This is a genomic window from Candidatus Tenderia electrophaga (genome assembly GCA_001447805.1).
In the GTDB taxonomy this organism is placed as follows: domain Bacteria; phylum Pseudomonadota; class Gammaproteobacteria; order Tenderiales; family Tenderiaceae; genus Tenderia; species Tenderia electrophaga.
The window spans coordinates 2652906-2672621 of sequence record CP013099.1 but is presented as its reverse complement, the minus strand read 5'-3'; the positions used below and the strand labels follow the sequence as shown (position 1 = coordinate 2672621).

Here is a 19716-nt window from a genome sequence, read left to right as displayed (position 1 = left end):
GGGCAAATATATCGGCCGTATGGCCGATCAATCCGGCTTATAGTCATCCCCCGAAGCCACTGGCTTTAGCCGGTGGATACTCCACGCGGTGTTCAACTCGGCCGGTCCCCATTGATCCCCCGTTTGTAAAACACCCTCTGCACGCGTATGTTAGTGGGCTGGTTCATGTCAGTCTGAATAACGGGGGTCGTTTGGACAAGTTCGATCGCATATATGCGCTGCACAAGCTGTTGAGCGACGCGCGCTATCCCATCCCGCGAACGGCCATCCAGAAAAAGCTCGAGTGTTCACGCTCCACCTTCATGCGCCTGGTTAATACCATGCGTGACTATCTGGGGGCGCCCATCGAATACAACGACAACGGTTGGTATTACGACAGCAACGGCGAACACCCCTACGAACTCCCCGGTCTCTGGTTCAACGCACAAGAGCTGCACGCCCTGCTGGCCATCCACAAACTGATGCACGACCTGCAGCCCGGCCTGCTCGACGAGCAGCTGAAACCGGTGCAAAAACGCATCGAACATCTGCTGCAATCCAAACACCTCGGCAGCGGCGAGCTCACCGACCGTGTGCGCGTACTCGCCATGGGCGTACGTACCCACGCCGACGCCTTCCAAAAAGTGGCCGAGGGCGTGCTGCAGCGCAAGCGGCTAAAACTGCACTACCACGCCCGCGGCAGCAACCAAACCACCCAACGCACCGTCTCACCGCAACGTCTCGTGCACTACCGCGACAACTGGTACCTGGACGCCTGGTGCCACAAACGCCAGGCCCTGCGCAACTTCTCCGTCGACCGCATCAAGCAGATAAAAATTCTCGAGCAACGCGCCGAGGAGGTGGACCAACAAACCCTGCAAGACTACTTCGCCGATGCCTACGGCATCTTCTCCGGCAAGGCCGATCACACCGCTGTACTCCGGTTCAGTCCCATCGCCGCCCGCTGGGTCGCCGAAGAGCGCTGGCATCCCAGGCAGGAAGGTGAATTTCTGGCCGACGGGCAGTACCAGCTCAAGTTGCCTTACAGCAATCCCAAGGAATTGATTATGGACATACTCAAGTACGGGCCGGACGTGGAGGTGGTGGGGCCGGAGAGTCTTAGAGAAGCGGTGCGGGAAAAGCTGAAGTTGGCGCTTGGGAATTATGAGGCAAGCGGATGATAAGGCGGTGTCAGGTTTTGATACAGGGGTCGTGATACAAGGGGATAACAGCTTCAAATGAAGGATAAGTTGGTCAGATGGGTGAGATTGAAGGCATAGGCACACTGTTCACGGAAGTGCGTGGATTAATCGATGACGCTAAAAGGCAGGCTGCCGCCGCAATAAATTCAGAGTTGACCTGGCTTTACTGGCAAATTGGGGGGCGCATCAAATCCAACGTGCTAAATGATACGCGGGCGGAATACGGTAAGCAGGTGATAGTAAAACTCTCTCAGCGTCTTACCGAAACGTACGGTAGGGGCTGGAGCGAAAAGCAATTACGGCATTGTCTCCGCTTTGCGGAGAGTTTCGCCAGCGAGGAGACTGTCTCCGCAGTGCGGAGAGAATTGAGCTGGACCCACATTAAGATACTGATTTATATAGATAACTCGATAAAGCGGGATTTCTATCTGGAGATGTGCCGTCTGGAACGCTGGTCAACACGTCAACTTCAGGCGCGGATCGACTCTCAGCTTTTTGAGCGCACGGCCATATCAAAAAAGCCGGAAGAAACCGCCCATCACGATCTTCAACAACTACGTCAAGAACAACAGATTGCCCCTTCGCTGTTATTAAAAGACCCCTACGTACTTGATTTTTTGGAGTTGAATGATCGTTATCTTGAACGAGATCTGGAAGACGCGATTTTGCGTGAACTGGAATCGTTTCTGCTGGAATTGGGTGCGGGGTTCACCTTCGTTGCCCGCCAAAAACGTCTGCAAATCGGCACTGACGACTATTACATAGACCTGCTGTTTTACAATCGTAAGCTCAAGAGGTTGGTGGTCATGGATTTGAAACTGGGCGATTTCCGCGCCGAACACAAAGGCCAGATGGAGTTATACCTGCGCTGGCTGGCGAAACACGAACAAGAGCCGGATGAAGAGTCGCCGCTTGGCATCATCCTGTGTGCCGACAAAAAACAGGAGCAAATCGAGCTACTGGAACTGGATAAATGCGGCATTCATGTGGCGGAGTATCTAACAGTGCTGCCGCCGCGGGAAATTCTACAGGCCAAGCTGCAACAATCCATACGGCAGGCGAGACTCCGTATTGATAAACAGGCACAGCCATAATGAATTCAAAAACGCTAGCAGAGTGGTGGTATCAGGTTCTGATACACCCCCTATGTTGCAAAAGCAGGATGGAGAAACAACGGAGGCCGAACAAATGAGTAACGACGATCCGTTTCATCCCGTAAAGCTGGTGTTTGTGGCGATGGCATCGGCTGTGTTGGCGGTTACGGTGAGCCCTTGGTTTCTTGTGTTGACGGTGATTACGCTGGCTATATGGGCGTATAGGTTTGTGACGTGGGTTATGGAATAAGAACTGGATAACACCCTAAATTAATTGGGATAAAAAATATAAGAATTTGGCGTGGAGCTCACGCTCTTGGGGGAATGGAGAAAAATGGAAGATATATCACCAAGCGATTTAAAAAGTGTTCTTCACTCGAAACGGGCCAACATCTACTATCTTCAGCATTGCCGCATATTAGTCAACGGCGGTCGGGTGGAATATGTCACCGACGAGGGGAAATCCTCCCTTTACTGGAATATCCCAATCGCCAACACCACCTGCATGTTGCTCGGGACCGGCACGTCGATTACCCAGGCCGCTATGCGCGAACTGGCCAAAGCGGGGGTGCTGGTTGGTTTTTGTGGCGGTGGTGGCACGCCGTTGTTCAGCGCCAACGAGGTGGACGTGGAAGTTGCCTGGCTGTCGCCGCAAAGCGAATACCGGCCGACGGAATATTTGCAGCATTGGGTGAAATTTTGGTTTGATGACGCGTTACGGCTGGAAGCCGCCAAACGGTTTCAGCATGCACGCCTGCAAAGGCTTGAGCAACACTGGTTTAACAGCCGCGCACTAAAAGACGCTGGCTTTACGGTAACCCCGAGTTTATTGAAGCCGGCACTGGAAAGAACAGCTGAAGCCATTAAAAATGCGCCGGGAACCAACGACCTTCTTGCGCTGGAAGCGCGCTTGACAAAAGAACTGTTCAAAACCGCCGTGCGTACTGTGGGGTATGATGAAAAGTTCACCCGTGCCAAGAACGGCAGCGGTACCGACCCCGCCAATCGCTTTCTCGATCACGGTAACTATCTCGCCTATGGGCTCGGCGCAACAGCCACATGGGTGCTCGGGCTACCCCACGGTCTTGCCGTGTTGCACGGGAAAACGAGAAGAGGCGGCTTGGTTTTCGATGTGGCTGACCTGGTAAAGGATGCTGTAATTCTACCCCAGGCATTTATCTCAGCCATGGCAGGGAATGATGAGCAGGAATTTCGTGTCGCCTGCATAGAAGCGCTCACCCGCACCGAATCGCTTGACTTCATGATCGACACCCTGAAGAAAATCGCTATAGAGACAGGAGGCAAGGCGCAATGAATGTATTGTTGGTCTCTCAGTGCAGCAAAAATGCTCTTAAAGAGACGCGCCGAATTCTAGATCAATTTGCCGAGCGGCGCGGTGATCGTACCTGGCAAACGCCCATCACAATGCAGGGGCTGCAAACCCTGCACAAAATGTTGCGCAAAACCGCACGTAAAAATACTGCCGTTGCCTGTCACTGGATACGAGGCAGGGATCATAGCGAACTGATGTGGATCGTCGGCGACGCCAAACGTTTTAATGCGCAAGGGGCAACACCCACCAACACAACAAAACGCGACGTGTTACGCAATCAGGATGAAAATGACTGGCACACCGCGGAGGACATTCGTTTGCTGGCGGCCATGGCGGCGCTGTTTCACGATCTAGGTAAGGCCAATGATGCGTTTCAAAAAAAGCTGCGCAGCAAAAGCAAAAAGCCGGTTGCGGATGCCTATCGCCATGAATGGGTATCACTACGCCTCTTTGAAGCGTTTGTGGGTCAGGATAGCGATGAGGTTTGGTTGGGCAGGATGGTCGAATTGTCGCCCGGCGGTGATCAAGCATGGCTTGAAAGATTGAAGCGTGATGGGGTGGGGTCGGATACCAGCGGTCCATTTAAAAAAAATGGGCTGCCGCCGTTGGCCCAGCTCATCGGCTGGCTCATCGTTAGTCATCATCGTACGCCGACTCCGCCGGGTGATTGCGATCATGATCTTGGCGCGTTACCCAAGGCGATAAAGGCTAATTGGTGCGGCATGCGTGACGATGCGGACGCCGCCCTTTGTTGGCAGTTTAACAAGGGCTTGCCCTCAGATAGTAAACATTGGTGCGAACATGTCCGTAAGCTGGCGAAGCGGTTACTACAGCGCCCCCAGTTGATGACCTCGTCATGGTTCGATAACCCCTATGTGGTTCACCTCTCGCGTATGGCGCTCATGTTGGCGGACCACTACTACTCTGCAGAGCCAAGCCATAGCCGCTATGGTGACCGCAAGTTTCCGTTGAGCGCCAATACCGACAGGGAGACCGGCAAGCTGAAACAGCGCCTTGACGAACACTTGATCGGGGTAGAGGTCAATGCCGCCCGCATCGTGCGCAGTCTGCCGCGCATGGCGGCCCAGCTCCCGAGAATCGCCCGTCACAAAGGTTTTCGTCAGCGCAGCAAAGACAGCCGTTTTCGCTGGCAAGACAAAGCCTACGATCTTGCCGTAAGTCTGCAAACCAAAAGCGCTGATCAAGGTTTTTTCGGCGTCAACATGGCCTCCACTGGTTGTGGCAAAACCCTCGGCAACGGCCGCATCATGTATGGACTGGCCGATGCGAACCAAGGCGCCCGCTTTAATATCGCACTTGGCTTGCGAACCCTCACGCTCCAGACCGGCGACGCCTATCGCGACAAGCTGAATTTAGGCGACGAAGATATGGCTGTGCTGGTGGGCGGTGGCGCCATTCGCACACTTCATAAAAAAAATCGCGAGCCCGACGGGCCACTCAGTTACACCGGCTCCGAGTCGGCCGAAGACCTGCTATTGGATAACACTCACGTCCATTTCGAAGGCAGCCTGGAGGATGGACCGCTCAACGAATGGTTGAAACATAATCGAGATGCGCAAAAACTGCTCAATGCCCCCATTCTTGCCTGTACCATTGATCATCTAATCCCGGCCACAGACGGCACTCGTGGAGGGCGGCAGATCGCCCCTATGCTGCGGCTGATGAGTTCGGACCTGATTTTGGACGAGCCGGACGACTTCGGCGTGGAGGATCTGCCCGCGCTGACCCGCCTGGTGTATTGGGCCGGGATGTTAGGCAGTCGGGTGTTGTTATCCTCCGCTACATTGCCCCCGGCACTCATACAGGGTTTGTTCAACGCGTATCGACAAGGCCGTCGTATATTTCAAGATAATCGCGGTGAAGGGGCACAGGTTGCCCCAATATGCTGTGGCTGGTTTGATGAGTTTGGTTGTCAATCTGCGGATTGTGAAGCCAACTTTGTCGATGCCCATCAACAGTTCGTTGACAAGCGGATTCAGCGACTATCGAAAATTGCGCAAAAAGAGCAACGTAGAAAGGCAGAAGTCAAGCCGCTGCCCATCGCCTTGAAGCAGAAGCCCGAAGCAATCTACCCGGAGTTCGCGGGCTATCTGTACGACTTTATTCATACCCTGCATGACAAACATGCGGTTGATGATCCCAAAAGCGACAAGCGGATCAGCCTCGGCCTGGTTCGCATGGCGAATATCAAACCGCTGGTCGAAGTGGCAAGGGCGCTCTATGCCCTTGGTGGCAAGGAAGGATGCTATGTCCACCTCTGCGTTTATCACTCCCAACATCCACTGTTGATGCGCTCCGCCATAGAAAAAAGGCTGGATCGCGTGCTGAAACGACACGATCCCACAGCACTGTTTGAGGACGAGGAGCTGCGTGCCCAGATCAACAGCCACCCAGCTCACGATCACATCTTCGTCGTACTCGCCACCGCCGTCGCCGAAGTCGGCCGCGATCACGACTACGACTGGGCGATTGTCGAACCCTCCTCGCAACGCTCCATCACCCAGTTGGCCGGGCGCGTCAGGCGCCATCGCGATGAACCCAAGATGATCAACGAGGCCAACCTCTATCTGTTGGATACCAATATCAAGTATCTAAAAAACGGCGGAGACAAACCGGCATTCTGCCGCCCAGGCTTTGAGAGCGACCAGTTCATGCTGGCAAGCCATCGCCTTACAGAACTGCTCACCCAAGAGCAACTGGCGGTGATAGACGCAAGCAGCCGTATCCAAGAGCGCCGGTTGTTAGAGCCCGCGCAAAACCTTGTGGATATTGAGCACGCCGTATTGCACGATCTGATGTTGGAGGGTGATTCCGTGCAGAAGCAAAAGCCGGTCTACTGGTGGTGGACAACCCGTGCCCATCTTTGCGGATACCTGCAAAGGAAACAGCAATTCCGTAACGATCCGCTGGGCAGGCAGCGCTATGCCCTGCTTTACGACGATAACGAAGCGATCAGGCTCTACAAAATCACGCCGGGGCAGCTGCCTCAGGACTCAGACAACCTTCTTCATCCGGTTGAGTTAAACCAAGGATCAGGCATCGGTTTCTGGGGCGAGCCGGATTACGAAGAGGCGCTCACCGAGTTGGCGGAAAGGTTCGGAATCGACGAATGCGAATGCGCAAAACAATTTGGTTTTGTGGATCTGGAGTGGGAGGCCGGTTACGGCTGGAACTATCACCCGGCTTTGGGATTTTGGAAGGCCTAAATTCCGGAGATGAGCATATCAATAGCCGTGAGTATCTCGTATCGAAACTCTGCCAGCGAGCCCGCCTCTGTTTTCAGGATCGATTTGGGCGCCGAGGTCATTTGATGGGTCAGGAGAACAAAGTCGCCCTCGTCAAAATGAAAAACCGGGCACAGCCGCTTCACATCCGTGTTGCCCAATGCGCTGTGAGGGGTAAGGGGAATCACCAGGCGTGAATTCAGATCGGCAAGTAAGGAATTTTGGACATCGACAAAATAGGGGTAGGTGGTATTGGAAGCGCTGTCTTCATTTTTATACAAAGCGAACTGGGTCATCAGAAACCCCGATAGGCATCGGAGAACAGCCCGGTTTTATCGGCCAGTTTGTTCAGTTCATCGATGGCGCCTTTGTTCTCCTTCAGCCACTTATCCCGTTCGGCTCTTTTCAACTCCTCGGCCAGGGCATGTTCCAGGGTGGCGGAGAGGTTGATGTTAAGTTTTTTCACCTTGGCAAGCAGGTCGCTGTTGATGCTGAGGTTGGTGGACTTTTTGGCGGCGTTTTCGTTGTATAGATGGGGCATAAGGTTTACTCCATATTGAGTGCGCATTCATGATGCGCATTAGAAATGTAGCAAAAGAGTGTGGGGTCGCCAAGTGTTTATGGGGCGACGTGAGGGTGGGTATCGGGATGATGCCGGGCTTTCAGGCCCGGCATGTGTAACTGCCTATGCGGCAGTGAATGTTTTGTTTCTTAAGTACAACTAATTTCTTAGCTGCCTGTTCGGCAGTTCAGACATTATGCCATGTTTATCAATAGGTTTTTGTAAGGTAAGAGGAGTTGGTTATCGGCTAAATATTGGACAGTTGGGGCTCTTTCTTGACTTCTTCGGTTTTGGATGTACTATTGCGGTTAGGTATCGTTTTATCTTTTAATTCATAAGTACTACTAAGGAGGACTTGTTTAAGGGATCAACTGGCGCCGGTGGTGCGGCGCCAGTTGAAGCTGCAACCCCTCTCGTGACTAGCGAGATCCACCTAAAGGAGGACAGAAGATGCTTTGCGTCCATCGAATCAGAAGAGCCTAAGCCCGGAGTTGCTGCTCCGGGCATTCTAACCCAGTAAGCAGGGGAAGTGTATTTCCCCTGCATTTGACCCAATGTCCGATTAAATCGTGAGGTTATAACAGTGGATAACTACCACATCAAAAAGCAAGGTGAGAAATGGAATCTCACCAAAGAAGGGGGGCGGCGTGCCTCCAAAACAGCAGAGACAAAGCGCGAGATCATTGAGAAAACGCGTGACTACATGAAGGATAAAACCGGTTCAGTGAAGATCCATAAAGAAGATGGGCTGTTTCAGGAAGAGCGTACCTATCAACGAAAAGATGACCCGAGTAAAAGTCCGGGTTGATACAAGTACGAGGCGGGCCACTCTTGGTGGTCTGCCTTTTTTAATAAAGATGCATGTATTAAGGGGGATCTATTTGTGACACAAGCAATAACGGAGACGGAAGAGATAGCCCAGCTCCGCACCGTCATCGACGGTTTTCTGCAGGAGCGCCTGCAGGCCAAGCTGGAGAAGGCCAAGGATGAGGAGAAGCGGCAAAAGCTTATCGAAGACTTTAAACTGGAAAACTGGATTCCCGATGCGGCGCGCAGGGTCGGACAGATTCAGCAAATTACCCATGCGTTGAAATACATTCATCCAGATGCCAAGGGCACCAATCTCAACTCACCTGGCAATGTCGATGCGGGAGAGTTGGCGATTGGTACTCACACATTGGCGGGCGAGATCGCGCAGGATGTGGTGGGGAATGCGGCTGCGCTGGATGTCTATAAATTTCTGCGCCTGGAGGTGCAGGAGAAATCGCTGCTTGCCCGTGCCATTGAGGCCGACTCTGCACTTCGGCAAGTCCTGCCATCGGATGATGAACAGAAACAGACCTGGATGGAGGCGTTTGCGGGGCTGGTTGAGAGTAAGGGGGAGCCCGCGTCTCATAAATTGGCGAAGCAGCTCTACTGGCCCATCGGCGAAGATGAGTTTCACCTGCTCGCGCCGATGTTTCCGACGTCGCTGGTCCATCACGTGTGGCAAACTGTCAGGGATGACCGCTTCTCAGAAGAGGCGAAGGCGGCCCGAGACGCTCGTCGTGAAGGAAAAGCACATCCTCATGGTTACCATGAATATCCGCGAATAGTAATTCAGCAATTCGGTGGCACCAAACCGCAAAACATCAGCCAACTCAATAGCGAACGCTATGGCGAGAACTATCTGCTTCGTTCATGCCCACCGGATTGGGTTTCGGAGCCGGTTAAACCCCCGTTACGTGTAGAGAGCGTTTTCGACGGCTGGTTTGGACGGCGTCCGGAGGTAAAAGCGGCGGTTCGGGAGTTGCGCAATTTTCTCTACAGCCTGAGGGAAGATCAAAACAACTTTGAGATACGCAACAAGCGCATTGAGCTGGTAAATCGAATCATTGAAGAGCTGTTGCAGTTTGCTGCCCAGTTGCGTGAGATCGATAGTCACTGGACGGCATTGGATGAGTGCCACCTAAACATGGACGAACAGTGCTGGTTTAACCCGGTGCGGGCGGAGAGCGATGAGGCGTTTGCCAAAACCTACACATGGGGCGATTGGAAGGAGGCCGTTTGTAAGCGCTTTGCCAACTGGCTGAACGGCCAACTGATCAAAAAGAAAAATAGCTTGCCATTGAGCAGGGATGAGGCTGCTAAATGGGAAAGAGACTTGGATAAAGTCCTCTCCATGCTGCGCTTGGAGGTGGAGTATGACTGATCCTAAAGCACTCATCGTATTGCCCCGCTTGCAAGTGCAAAACGCCAATGCGGTTTCCGGGCCGCTCACATGGGGATTTCCATCGCCCACCGCTTTTAGCGGTTTTGTCCATGCGTTGGAGAGGCGCCTGGCTAACTCACTGGAAGAGGGCTTTGGCGGTGTTGGCATCGTCTGTCACAAGTTTGAACCCCAGGTCTCTCAACCGGCAGGAAAATATACCCGCGTGTTTAACCTGGCACGTCACCCAGTGGGCAAGGATGGCAAAACGGCGGCCATTGTCGAAGAGGGCCGCGCCCACATGGAGGTGAGTCTGGTCATTGGACTAAACGACCACTTGGATGAGGAGGATCGCGAAGCCTTTTTGAGCGAACTAAACCGCACTCTTTATCTCCAGCGATTGGCCGGTGGCACACTGCTGCCTAGGCGCGATCGCCGTTACCAACCACAATACTGGTCGTTACCAATCGATCGACAAAGCCAGGATGTGCTGTTCATGAAGCTACGTCGCCGGTTACTGCCGGGCTTTGCGCTGGTACAGAGGGAGGACAGGCTCCAGCAGCGTTTGGCCTGGCTGCGTCAAACCGATGCTGAGAGCAACGCGCTTGATGCACTTTTGGACCTCTCGCGTCTCAATATCGAGCCGGATGTTCCCGATCCTGACAATCCTGATGAGAAGCAGTGGGGCATCCGTAAAAATCCAGGCTGGCTGGTGCCCATCCCGGTAGGGTATGCGTCGATTTCACCACTCTACCAACCCGGCGAAGTGCGCAACGCGCGCGATAACGAGACGCCTTTCTGTTTCGTTGAAAACCTCTATTCACTGGGTGAATGGGTAAGCCCTCATCGTATAACCACGCTGCAACAACTACTGTGGCATCAACAAGCGGATGTTGAGAAAGGTATCTACCGGTGCAGCAACCGCTACGCTGATTTTGTAACTAACACTGACATTAATAATAAGTAAGGAGTAGAACATGGCTGAACTTAAAACTGCATCTGTATTGGCATTTGAACGTAAACTGGACCCGTCCGACGCACTTTTTAGTGCCGGGGCGTGGGGTGATCAGAATAATGGTCATCACTGGCCTGCCGTTACCATTCGGGAAAAGTCGGTGCGGGGCACGATTTCCAACCGGCTCAAGACCAAAGATCAGGATCCCGCGAAACTCGATGCCTCAATTCAGGCCCCAAATCTACAAACAGTGGATGTGGCAATGTTACCTAACGATGCCGATACGTTGCGTGCCCGTTTCACATTGAAAGTATTGGGTGGCGCGGGAACACCCTCCGCCTGTAATAGTGCCGACTATCAGCAACAGCTCCAGGCCACCGTTAATGGCTATGTAGACCAGTCCGGCTTTGGTGAATTGGCAAAGCGTTACGCGCACAATATCGCCAACGGCCGTTTTTTATGGCGCAACCGATTGGGGGCAGAACAGGTCGCTGTGCAGGTCAACCATTTGAAGGATGGCTCCGTGATCAATAGCTGGGAGTTTAATGCCCTCGATTTCTCCTTGCGTAATTTCAGTGTGCCGAGCAATGCAGAGGCTGATTTCAAATCCTTGGCAGGTGTAATCGAAAACGGCCTGGCAGGCAAAGAGTATACCTTGGTGGAAATCGTCGCCTACGTTCGAGTTGGAGATGGCCAAGAGATTTACCCATCGCAAGAGCTTATCTTGGATCGCGGATCGCAAAAAGGACAAAAGAGTAAGACACTTTACTCTGTAGGAGAGGCGGGTAGCGAAGTAGCCGCCATGCACAGCCAAAAAATCGGTAACGCCCTGCGTACCATCGATACCTGGTATGACGATGTGGACGGCATCGGCCCCATTGCCGTTGAACCTTATGGTTCTGTGACTTCGCAAGGAAAAGCTTATCGGCAGCCGAAACAGAAGATCGATTTTTACAACCTGTTGGACAATTGGGTGCTCAAAGGCAAGGAGCCGGAAGAGGGACACCAACACTACGTAATGGCAACTCTGATCCGAGGTGGGGTATTTGGCTCCAGCGAAAAGGACTAAGCTATGAATAGGTATCAAAATATAAAGATACTGCCCGACCCGGAGTTTCCTGCCCCAATGCTGATAAATGCTTTATTTGCCAAGCTGCACCGAGCATTGGTAGCTCTTCAAAGCAGAGAGATAGGAGTAAGTTTTCCAAAAGTAGATAAAAAACGGCCCCACTTGGGAGATATTCTTAGGCTGCATGGTTCAGAAGCGGCGCTCGAAAATCTTCAAAAGAAGAACTGGCTGTCCGGGATGCGGGATCATGTGGAGGTAGGTGAAATAACCCCGGTACCGCCAGATTCGTCACACTGCAGGATCCGCCGGGTGCAAGCTAAATCAAGTGCCGAGCGGATGCGTCGTCGGTACCGCAAGCGACACGAAGACGTAACCGAGCGAGATGTAGAGGGGCTTATCCCTGACTCAGTAGAAAAACGGCTTGATTTACCCTATCTGCAACTAAAGAGTGAAAGCACCGGTCAGCGGTTCAGGCTGTTTTTGGAGCATATGCCGCCCAAGTCACACTCCTCGAGTGGTGAATTCAACACCTACGGTCTGAGTAACGAAGCCACCATTCCTTGGTTTTGACCCTTTTTGAGGCATATAGCCTCAAGTGTTTTAAATCAAATACTTATACCCACCCTGCCAAAAAGGGTGGGTTTTCCTATTTTGGAACATGCTCTTTTACAATTAGGGACTTATAAGTGGCTTTGTCACGTTCACTGCCGCATAGGCAGCTAAGAAAGTCGTCGTCACCGGAAAATACACCAGGCATCAGTTCACTGCCGCATAGGCAGCTAAGAAAAGCAAAAGTAGCCAGAACCGCACCAAACAGCAGTTCACTGCCGCATAGGCAGCTAAGAAAGCCAAGGGCTCATGCACCATTGGCAACCCCACGTTCACTGCCGCATAGGCAGCTAAGAAAATATTCATTGCTGTCATTCAGGGCGAAATAATGTTCACTGCCGCATAGGCAGCTAAGAAAGAACTCACGGCCGAAATGCTGCGCACTGCGGAGTTCACTGCCGCATAGGCAGCTAAGAAAACTAGCCGATCTCGTATTGCCGCGAGTCTCAGGTTCACTGCCGCATAGGCAGCTAAGAAAATTACTGCTCAACCGTGCCAGCACTTCGAAACGTTCACTGCCGCATAGGCAGCTAAGAAATCGGTCATGGTGAGTTGCAGGTATTTTTCGCGGTTCACTGCCGCATAGGCAGCTAAGAAACAGCGCGGCACGCTTTTTGCGCGAGGCCAGCAGTTCACTGCCGCATAGGCAGCTAAGAAAACTACAGTGCCGGAATACTGCCCGTATTCAAAGTTCACTGCCGCATAGGCAGCTAAGAAAAAAGACATGCTGCTGTCAATGGTGCGCAATTTGTTCACTGCCGCATAGGCAGCTAAGAAATGGATGGGCGGTCACTGGCGGAAGATAAAAAAGTTCACTGCCGCATAGGCAGCTAAGAAAGGCGTATCGTTCGCAAGCGCGTCAGCTATCGCGTTCACTGCCGCATAGGCAGCTAAGAAACTGATAATGGTGATGTGTTTGAGCACCTCGCCGTTCACTGCCGCATAGGCAGCTAAGAAATGAGCGTCTTGCTCAAGATCAGTATCGGCGGGGTTCACTGCCGCATAGGCAGCTAAGAAAGCTGCAAAATACCGGCAGGCTCTAATATCGTCGTTCACTGCCGCATAGGCAGCTAAGAAATTGTGTATGCCGCCGGGTTAACTCACCACAGCGTTCACTGCCGCATAGGCAGCTAAGAAATAAATCATCGCGACCACGCGACATCACACTATGTTCACTGCCGCATAGGCAGCTAAGAAACGCTATCACCGGCGCCGACGATGTGCCTGTGAGTTCACTGCCGCATAGGCAGCTAAGAAACGTTTGATGTCTATCCATCCCCAGAGGCCACCGTTCACTGCCGCATAGGCAGCTAAGAAAAGATGGCCATCTGGTTTGTGCAGCCCGATGGTGTTCACTGCCGCATAGGCAGCTAAGAAATTATGAAACCCCTTGGCTCGCAGAACATTACAGTTCACTGCCGCATAGGCAGCTAAGAAAACATGCCTCAAGCCGGGCGGACGACTGGTAGCGTTCACTGCCGCATAGGCAGCTAAGAAAAAGGGAAGACCCATGAAGAATATGGATTTTGAGTTCACTGCCGCATAGGCAGCTAAGAAAATGCGATGTTATTGTGCGTTTTCGATTGCCGTGTTCACTGCCGCATAGGCAGCTAAGAAAGCAATCGACAGCAGCCGCCAGGCGGGCATCGAGTTCACTGCCGCATAGGCAGCTAAGAAAAACGTCGGATGGCAATCTTCTAGTGGATGTCCGTTCACTGCCGCATAGGCAGCTAAGAAAAGGAACTCCGCCGATGGTGGAGGAATCGACTAGTTCACTGCCGCATAGGCAGCTAAGAAATATTGCCGACTGCTGGCGCATGTCAGCAAATAGTTCACTGCCGCATAGGCAGCTAAGAAACCATGCGATTGAGCGCAAATACCCGAATGCGGGTTCACTGCCGCATAGGCAGCTAAGAAAATCGATAGCATGATCAAAAAGTACGGCCGCGCCGTTCACTGCCGCATAGGCAGCTAAGAAACAGCGGGGGTAGCGCGCACCTCAATCACCTGGTGTTCACTGCCGCATAGGCAGCTAAGAAAGAAAAAACGCTCAATCAAATCCGCACCGAGGTGTTCACTGCCGCATAGGCAGCTAAGAAATACGGCAAAATGAAAATATTCCCGGTCGTGGTGTTCACTGCCGCATAGGCAGCTAAGAAATATAGGCCATGGATTGAAAACGTATCTTGCCCGTTCACTGCCGCATAGGCAGCTAAGAAAGAGGTGGATCAAAACTACGGCGGCATCGTCTCGTTCACTGCCGCATAGGCAGCTAAGAAAAGTCAGCGCCAGCAGGTCATCGGCGTCCAGCTGTTCACTGCCGCATAGGCAGCTAAGAAAATTGCGATGCGGCGGAAATGCCCGGATCACGCGTTCACTGCCGCATAGGCAGCTAAGAAATGGATGTATTGGGGGATGGGGGTGTCGGTCATGTTCACTGCCGCATAGGCAGCTAAGAAAAGGTTACTGGATTCTGGTTAAACGAGGTCAAAGTTCACTGCCGCATAGGCAGCTAAGAAAACAGTTTCCGAAGCCGCTCAATGAGTCTGCGAGTTCACTGCCGCATAGGCAGCTAAGAAAGGCAGGCGAGATTCCCACTAGAGCGCCTGGTTGTTCACTGCCGCATAGGCAGCTAAGAAAATCGGCGCCAGGGCCATCTCACGCACCGGCACGTTCACTGCCGCATAGGCAGCTAAGAAATGGCAGATTGACCGGCTCAATGAGCAGCACGACGTTCACTGCCGCATAGGCAGCTAAGAAACCAGGCAATCCGCTCGCCCATCTCCATAACCCGTTCACTGCCGCATAGGCAGCTAAGAAATCAGTAATCCAGTATGTTCACAAAATCTTCAAGTTCACTGCCGCATAGGCAGCTAAGAAAAACAGCATCAACACCCACGGGATCAGCGAAAAGTTCACTGCCGCATAGGCAGCTAAGAAAACCTCGATAATGATAAAGAGTTGGTGCTGGAGGTTCACTGCCGCATAGGCAGCTAAGAAATCATCGAACGACAACAAGCTGAAGGTGGACGAGTTCACTGCCGCATAGGCAGCTAAGAAAATTGGTTCGCCATCCTGGCGCAGTCTCAGGTTGTTCACTGCCGCATAGGCAGCTAAGAAAGATCAGCGCGACGATGGGGCCGGCGTCACTGGGTTCACTGCCGCACAGGCAGCTAAGAAATACACGCTGGCCGAGCTGGCGGAGCTGTCGGTGTTCACTGCCGCACAGGCAGCTAAGAAAATCACCCTAATGCTCAGGGTGCCCGCCATGGTGTTCACTGCCGCACAGGCAGCTAAGAAAAGATCGATCAGCTGCGTAACGCCAACCGCCACGTTCACTGCCGCACAGGCAGCTAAGAAATGAAGCAATTATAGATTTATCAGAACAGCCCTGTTCACTGCCGCACAGGCAGCTAAGAAAACGTTCTCGCCGTCGCCGGCGCGGCCGCTGCGGTTCACTGCCGCACAGGCAGCTAAGAAACGAGTTGGATGCACTGGAATAGCGACAAGTACGTTCACTGCCGCACAGGCAGCTAAGAAAAAGTCGCGCCGGGCGGGTACACATTCGACAGCGTTCACTGCCGCACAGGCAGCTAAGAAAGGTTTGTGGCCGAGAACGTCGAGCGGTTGCCGGTTCACTGCCGCACAGGCAGCTAAGAAAGGTTTGTGGCCGAGAACGTCGAGCGGTTGCCGGTTCACTGCCGCACAGGCAGCTAAGAAAGGTTTGTGGCCGAGAACGTCGAGCGGTTGCCGGTTCACTGCCGCACAGGCAGCTAAGAAAGTACTTGTGGTCGTTGACGGGCACGCCTTCAAGTTCACTGCCGCACAGGCAGCTAAGAAAGCATTTGCAGGGGATGATATCTAATGGCGACTGTTCACTGCCGCACAGGCAGCTAAGAAATGTACCGACTTCTCACCAAAACCAAACAAGTTGTTCACTGCCGCACAGGCAGCTAAGAAATGTTACAGATACAATTTTCTTCATTTTCAAATGTTCACTGCCGCACAGGCAGCTAATAAAGTTACCGGGGTGGCGTGGGGCTACCCCGGTTTGTTCATTGCCGCACAGGCAGCTAAGAAAGGTCATGCCCATCGAGGCCTTGCCGAGCAAATGTTCACTGCCGCACAGGCAGCTAAGAAATGTTGAGCATCGCCATCGTACAGCGCGTTTATGTTCACTGCCGCACAGGCAGCTAAGAAAGGCAACGGCCGCCAAGGCGAGCGCGGTTTTCGGTTCACTGCCGCACAGGCAGCTAAGAAAGTTGTCGAGATCAAACTTGGCGACGTTGGTGGGTTCACATAGGCAGTTAAGAAAACGCAGATTCGCAACGAGTTGGCATGCCAGTACGAGATCAATATAGATCCGGATAATGGCCATTATGATTTTCATTGCTGGATGGCCGAGAAACGATATGGGTCCAGAAAGTGTCAGCGCTAAATGTAACAAATCGTCAAATTAAGGAGGTGAATGCTGTGAAGAAAAACAGCCATCACCTGTCGCGCTCACATACCAATCACCGCCAGAAAACTTTTTTCCACCGCCGCCATTTCTTCCGCTCTGAGTCGGGTGAGGGGACCTTCGCCGAAACAAACTCGATCCAGGGCGCGGGGTTGGTCTATAAGAATTTGGCACTCCTTGAGCAGTCTGTCCCGCGCAGGGATGGTGATTCTCCAGCGTTTGAAGGTGGGGTAGACCTGTGTGCTCATGGGCAGGATGAGGATCGTCGGAGTATCGATGGCGGTGAGTTCATCGGCCTGCATCACCAGCACGGGGCGAACCTTGCCGATTTCACGCTTGCGGTTCGGGTTGAGGTTAGCAACCCAGACCTCACCGCGCCGGATTACTTCCACCACTTTTCTCCCGGCTCGTCGGATGCATCCGTGTCGACGGGGTCGCTTTCAAAGGGGCGAAAATCCTCGGCCATTTCTTGGACCTCCTGTCGGATGGCTTCGTTGGAATATGCGGCTCGGGCTTCCGCCACCATTTCTTTCATGAATCGCTCCCGTTCGCGCTGGGCCAGGTATGCGGAAATCGCCTCGCGCGCCACTTCCGAACGTGGCTTGCCCTCGATTTCCGCCTCATGGGTGAGTCGGGCTTCAAGATCTTCCGGTAATCTCACGCTTATGGCAGCCATTTCGTAATCTCCATCGAAATACATAATGTATTTCGATTTATAGCACATAATGCGTTTCTAGAGAAGCAACAGCTTATTGAATAAATACATGGCACCTAAGTCATTAATGTAACAGTATGATTATTAAATAAAATACTTTGGTAATGGGCATGCCGGCGTGGTCGATTAGAGCAAGGTACATACCATATAAATAGAGGTGTGCATTATGGACCACGATCCCCAACGAGAGCTTCCCCTGTCCGTGGTGGCATATAGCCACGGCCTCATTGAAGCGTGAAGATGCGGGATGAGTTTGTGAAAGTCGGCATGTCCCAGGATCGCAAGGGGGTGGGGTCAGCTGCCGGCGGCGTATTGCGTGATGCTGGCCATCCAAGCCGGGGGAGCAGTCGTCGGCGGTAGAGGGGACGTGGTTTGAGATGTCCGCTGATCAGCGCCGCCGCTTGGCGATCGCTAATCATCGCGTGGCGGAGTTGTCGGTGGACGCGGCTAAGGTGCTGTCGATGAGTCTGCCGAAGAAGCGTCAGGGGTGAGTCGGTACGTGTCGCGCATGATTTCCCACTCCCAGCCGTCAAGTTTCATGCCGGGCGCGGTGTGTTTTGTGTCTAGCCTGCCGATCGAGGCGCCGGGCGCTGATGAACCTCTAGCTATGCTGTGAAAGATTGGTAACTATCCGTGTTCCCTGCACCCGTGGGGATGAACTGAAATAAACAGTTTCGGACAGGTAGTGATGTAGCGCATTGCTCACTATTTTATATGAATGACATGGCGTTTAAGGGGGCATTGCTGTAATCATGCACTGTAAATAACGATACTACTCGATGATTACGGTAAGACTAAGCTCCTCGTTCCCCCGCCGGATTTTTAACGGCACATCCGTCCCCGGCGAAAAGTCGTTGATGGGCACCCAGATGGAGCGCAGGTTTTCTACTTTGCGGTGGGCGAATTCCAGCAGCTGATCGCCGCTTTGTATGCCGGCCTTGGCGAAGGGATAGCCCTCGTAGGCCTTAATGACTTCGATTCCTTCACCTTCGTTTTGTTTGGCGACTTTGAGGCCGACCTTGTAACGGTGTTTGCCTTCGTATCCGGTTTCGAGAATTTCTTCGTATAACTCACGTTCGTGTTTTTGTGCGAGTAGCTGGCGGACCTGGTTTGCCTCCGCGTTTTTTTCTTGGGCGTCAAGTACAGCGGCGAAGAGTTCCAGATTGTCTTTGTCGGAACGTTGGTTGTAGTCGCCAAGAATCTTGCGCAGCAATGCCTCGGCCTCGGCATGTCTGTTGTTGGCGTGGAACAGCCTGGCGGACAGCAACCACAGGCGCCGGTTGCTGCTGCCGTGCTCCAGTGCAAATTCGGCCAAGGCGATACGCTCGCTCATGCTCAGTCCGTAAAAATCGGTGCCCGTAATCTCGTTTTGCGTATCGGCGTCCAGCAGTGCCTGACGCAGGGCATGCTCGGCCTCGTTAGCGGCGCGTATGGTCTGCAGCTCATGTTGTTTAGGCCTGAGCAGAATGGCCTGTTTGAGCGATTCGATGGCGACGGCATAGTCCTGCCGGCGTGCTTGATAGCGTCCCAGGCCGTAGTGGTACAGGGCGTTATCCGGTTGTCGTTGCACGGCTTCCTGCATCAAGGATAATCCGTGTTCGTCGGGAGGCGCTTGGTTCATCAGCCATTCCCCATACCAGTAGGCAACATCGGCATCGTGGGGGGAAAGTGCCCGCGCGTCGGCGAATAGCGCCGCCACCGCGTCCGGTGTTTGCCAGCGGCGATCATATTGCAACAGTCGCGCCAGCGACAGTAGCAGGCGGGCCTGGTCGTGGCTGGCAAAGTCGTTTTCGATCAGGCTGAATCCGCGGGTAATCAGTTCCGGCATCACCGCCATGTATTCATCGGGCAGTTGCACGCCGTAGTAATCGGCTTCGCGTAACAAGTTGCGCGCACGTAGCAGAAAGTATCTGAGCTGAAGTTGTGTGTCGTTGGGATTGATATCGAGTGCACGATTGAGGCTGGCCTCGGCGTATTCCAGATTGTCGAGTTTGAGAAAGTGTTCGGCGGCGCTTAGATGGGCCGCGAACATCTCGCGTTGCTGCTGGCGTTGCTCGACAAAGAAGTAACCTTCCTTAAGGCCAAAGAACAGACTGAGCAATGCGGTAGTCACGCCCACCGCGGCGAGGATCTTCTTGCCGATTCGTTGGGATTGCGAGGCGTCGGTCAAATGTTCGCCGCAGTGTGGACATTTTGTCGCCAGCGGATGCACGGGTTGACGGCAGTAGCGGCAGGGCATGGCGTCGCTGTTGGATTCGATATCGGTCATGATCGGTGGCTCGGTCTGTGTAAGCGCGATAGGAAAT

At 53.1% G+C, this 19716-nt stretch carries 15 protein-coding genes and 1 CRISPR repeat array; of the genes, 10 read left to right on the top strand and 5 right to left on the bottom strand.

What is annotated here, in order from left to right:
- Nucleotides 1-191: 191 nt before the first annotated feature.
- From Tel_12235 to Tel_12215, 5 genes are all read left to right on the top strand, one after another.
- Nucleotides 192-1160 (top strand): transcriptional regulator, encoded by a 969-nt coding sequence (locus Tel_12235; GenBank protein ID ALP53840.1) that lies wholly within the window; start codon nucleotides 192-194, stop codon nucleotides 1158-1160.
- A gap of 77 nt (nucleotides 1161-1237) precedes the next feature.
- On the top strand, nucleotides 1238-2275 hold the full coding sequence (locus tag Tel_12230) for a cytoplasmic protein (GenBank protein ALP53839.1): 1038 nt from the start codon (nucleotides 1238-1240) through the stop codon (nucleotides 2273-2275).
- A gap of 52 nt (nucleotides 2276-2327) precedes the next feature.
- A complete protein-coding gene (locus Tel_12225; GenBank protein ID ALP53838.1) occupies nucleotides 2328-2525 on the top strand; it encodes a hypothetical protein in 198 nt (65 codons plus the stop codon).
- A gap of 84 nt (nucleotides 2526-2609) precedes the next feature.
- Nucleotides 2610-3590, top strand: coding sequence for a type I-F CRISPR-associated endonuclease Cas1 (locus tag Tel_12220; GenBank protein ALP53837.1), 981 nt, complete (start codon nucleotides 2610-2612; stop codon nucleotides 3588-3590).
- Nucleotides 3587-6835 (top strand): type I-F CRISPR-associated helicase Cas3, encoded by a 3249-nt coding sequence (locus Tel_12215; protein ALP53836.1) that lies wholly within the window; start codon nucleotides 3587-3589, stop codon nucleotides 6833-6835. The genes Tel_12220 and Tel_12215 overlap by 4 nt, the downstream gene beginning before the upstream one ends.
- Here Tel_12215 and Tel_12210 read toward each other — a convergent pair.
- Both Tel_12210 and Tel_12205 read right to left on the bottom strand, forming a co-directional pair.
- The gene (locus Tel_12210) at nucleotides 6832-7149 is read right to left on the bottom strand and encodes a plasmid maintenance protein CcdB (protein ID ALP53835.1); all 318 of its coding nucleotides are present in this window, start codon (nucleotides 7147-7149) and stop codon (nucleotides 6832-6834) included. The two genes, Tel_12215 and Tel_12210, sit on opposite strands and share 4 nt — an antisense overlap.
- On the bottom strand, nucleotides 7149-7394 hold the full coding sequence (locus Tel_12205; protein ALP53834.1) for a hypothetical protein: 246 nt from the start codon (nucleotides 7392-7394) through the stop codon (nucleotides 7149-7151). Before Tel_12205 ends, Tel_12210 begins: the two co-directional genes overlap by 1 nt.
- Nucleotides 7395-7998: 604 nt before the next feature.
- Here Tel_12205 and Tel_12200 point away from each other — a divergent pair.
- The 5 genes from Tel_12200 to Tel_12180 all read left to right on the top strand — a co-directional run bounded on the left by Tel_12200 (nucleotide 7999) and on the right by Tel_12180 (nucleotide 12197).
- Entirely contained in the window at nucleotides 7999-8223 is a 225-nt protein-coding gene (locus Tel_12200; GenBank protein ALP53833.1) for a hypothetical protein, read from the top strand.
- 75 nt (nucleotides 8224-8298) lie between these two features.
- Nucleotides 8299-9606, top strand: a complete 1308-nt coding sequence (locus Tel_12195) for a hypothetical protein (GenBank protein ID ALP53832.1) — start codon at nucleotides 8299-8301, stop codon at nucleotides 9604-9606.
- On the top strand, nucleotides 9599-10570 hold the full coding sequence (locus Tel_12190; protein ALP53831.1) for a type I-F CRISPR-associated protein Csy2: 972 nt from the start codon (nucleotides 9599-9601) through the stop codon (nucleotides 10568-10570). Before Tel_12195 ends, Tel_12190 begins: the two co-directional genes overlap by 8 nt.
- Before the next feature lie 10 nt (nucleotides 10571-10580).
- The gene (locus tag Tel_12185; GenBank protein ALP53830.1) at nucleotides 10581-11627 is read left to right on the top strand and encodes a type I-F CRISPR-associated protein Csy3; all 1047 of its coding nucleotides are present in this window, start codon (nucleotides 10581-10583) and stop codon (nucleotides 11625-11627) included.
- Between the two features lie 3 nt (nucleotides 11628-11630).
- Nucleotides 11631-12197 carry a type I-F CRISPR-associated endoribonuclease Cas6/Csy4 gene (locus Tel_12180; GenBank protein ID ALP53829.1) on the top strand — a complete coding sequence of 189 codons (567 nt, stop codon included), beginning with the start codon at nucleotides 11631-11633 and terminating at the stop codon, nucleotides 12195-12197.
- A 129-nt stretch (nucleotides 12198-12326) separates the two neighbouring features.
- Nucleotides 12327-16497: direct repeats of the CRISPR family, unit length 28 nt; unit sequence GTTCACTGCCGCATAGGCAGCTAAGAAA.
- A 242-nt stretch (nucleotides 16498-16739) separates the two neighbouring features.
- Here the strand turns inward: Tel_12180 and Tel_12175 are convergent.
- From Tel_12175 to Tel_12165, 3 genes are all read right to left on the bottom strand, one after another.
- Nucleotides 16740-17090 (bottom strand): MazF family transcriptional regulator, encoded by a 351-nt coding sequence (locus Tel_12175; GenBank protein ALP53828.1) that lies wholly within the window; start codon nucleotides 17088-17090, stop codon nucleotides 16740-16742.
- Nucleotides 17078-17371 (bottom strand): CopG family transcriptional regulator, encoded by a 294-nt coding sequence (locus Tel_12170; GenBank protein ID ALP54858.1) that lies wholly within the window; start codon nucleotides 17369-17371, stop codon nucleotides 17078-17080. Before Tel_12170 ends, Tel_12175 begins: the two co-directional genes overlap by 13 nt.
- 811 nt (nucleotides 17372-18182) lie before the next feature.
- The gene (locus tag Tel_12165; protein ALP53827.1) at nucleotides 18183-19679 is read right to left on the bottom strand and encodes a hypothetical protein; all 1497 of its coding nucleotides are present in this window, start codon (nucleotides 19677-19679) and stop codon (nucleotides 18183-18185) included.
- Nucleotides 19680-19716 lie beyond the last annotated feature (37 nt).